Origin of the sequence: Propioniciclava sp. (assembly GCF_029977985.1) — a bacterium.
GTDB lineage: Bacteria > Actinomycetota > Actinomycetes > Propionibacteriales > Propionibacteriaceae > Propioniciclava.
On record NZ_JARKOT010000261.1, the window covers coordinates 1 to 1988 of the forward strand.

Below are 1988 nucleotides of genomic sequence, written 5' to 3' on the forward strand. Positions count from 1 at the left end.
GACCTGGCGACGCTGGAATCTCATGGCCGAGGCATCCCGGCAGACGATGGGCTGGCGCTTCGCCACCATGCACGACCGGGAAGCCATCGTCGCCATGGTTGCCGATGCCGCCGAGTTAGCTTCGCTTCGCTTGACCCCGCCCGAACTCGCCGCCTCGCCCGTCGTGTTCCGTCGGACCGACGGCACCTCGGTGTTCCGACCGAAGAGCTCGACCGTGTTCACCTCCGAGTCCCAGCTCGCGGCCGAGGACAGACTTCTCGAACGAGCAGCCAACCTCGGCGGGTCGACGGTGACGCTTGCCACGGTCGAGAAGATCACGCGCAGTCCCGATGCGGACGGTCGGATGCTCGGCGACGACCAAGCCGACGCCCTGACCCGGATCGCGGTGTCGGGTCGGATGCTCGACGTTCTGGTCGGTCCTGCCGGTGCGGGCAAGACCACCGCAATGAACGCGCTCCGCCGCGCCTGGGAAGCCCAGCACGGCTCCGGTTCCGTCGTCGGGCTCGCGCCGTCAGCGGTCGCCGCACAGGTCCTCGCCGACGACCTCGGAATCGCGACGGAGAACACTGCGAAGTGGTGGCAGAACCACCTGATCCACGGCACCGCGTTCGAGGCAGGCCAGCTCGTCATCATCGACGAAGCCTCCCTCGCCGGCACCCTGTCACTGGACCGCATCACCCACCTCGCCCAAGACGCTGGCGCGAAGGTGCTGCTTGTCGGCGACTACGCCCAACTGCAATCCGTAGATGCCGGCGGCGCGTTCGCGATGATCGCTAGAGACCGGGCCGACACTCCCGAACTGGTCGACGTTCACCGCTTCACCCATGCCTGGGAGAAGACCGCCTCACTCGAGCTGCGTCACGGGCGCACAGCGGCTATCGACACTTACCTCGCCCACCAGCGCATCGCCGATGGCGACGCCGAGGCCATGACCGACGCGGCTTACAACGCATGGCGCGCCGACCGCGACGCGGGACTCGTTTCTGTGCTGATCGCTGAAACCCACGACGACGTGACCGCGCTGAACGGTCGCGCCCGCGCCGACCTGATCCTCAACAAGACTCTGAATCCCGACCGCGAAGTCGAGCTGCGCGACGGCACCGCCGCTGGCGTCGGCGACACCATCATCACGCGACTCAACAAGCGCGAACTGCGCACCCTGGTCGGGCGGGACTGGGTACGCAACGGCGACATCTGGACCGTCACCGCCGTCGGCGACGACGGGACCATCACCATCGCACGCGACTACGGAACCGGCACCACCGTCGGCGATGACGGAACCATCAAGGCTCGCAGGCGTGGGCGCAGGTTCGGCGGCAGCATCGTCCTCCCGGCCTCGTATGTGGCCGAGCATGTCGATCTCGGTTACGCAGTCACCGCCTACCGCGCCCAAGGCATCACGACCGACAGTGCGCACGTGTTGGTCGAACCGACCTCGACGAGGGAGACCTTCTACGTCGCTATGACCCGAGGGCGGCACGCGAACCACGCCTACGTGACTCTCGACCGCGCCGACGACCATGCCCAGCTGCACCCTGGCGACGACCCGCATGCCACCGCGCGAAGCGTGCTGTACGGCGTTCTCCAGCACAGCGGGGCCGAACTCTCGGCGCACGAGACCATCGTCGCCGAGCAGGAACAGTGGGGCTCGATCGCCCAGCTCGCCGCCGAGTACGAGACCATCGCCGCCGCAGCCCAGCATGACCGCTGGGCTGCCCTCATCCGCTGCTCCGGTCTCTCCGACGAACAGGCCGAGAGCGCCATCGAGTCCGAGGCGTTCGGCCCCCTTGCCGCTGAACTTCGCCGCGCCGAGGCCAACCATCACAACCTTGATGCGCTCTTGCCGCGCCTCGTGGCCGCGCGAGGATTCGATGACGCCGACGACATCGCCGCCGTCCTGCACTACCGGGTCGAGCGGGCGACCGGCCGCCCCGCAGGCTCGGGCCGGACCCGCAAGCCAACGCGACTTATCGCCGGCCTCATCCCAC

2 protein-coding genes are annotated in these 1988 nt (G+C 68.2%); one reads left to right on the plus strand and one right to left on the minus strand.

Annotated elements, in window-relative coordinates; genetic code table 11:
• Nucleotides 1-318 (minus strand): hypothetical protein (locus Q1K57_RS14115; RefSeq protein ID WP_300083703.1); only part of this gene is annotated, 318 nt, incomplete at its 3' end.
• Nucleotides 319-343: 25 nt separating this feature from the next.
• Between Q1K57_RS14115 and Q1K57_RS14120 the strand changes: the two genes are divergently transcribed.
• On the plus strand, nucleotides 344-1988 hold a 1645-nt coding region (locus Q1K57_RS14120), incomplete at its 3' end, for an AAA family ATPase (RefSeq protein WP_300083705.1).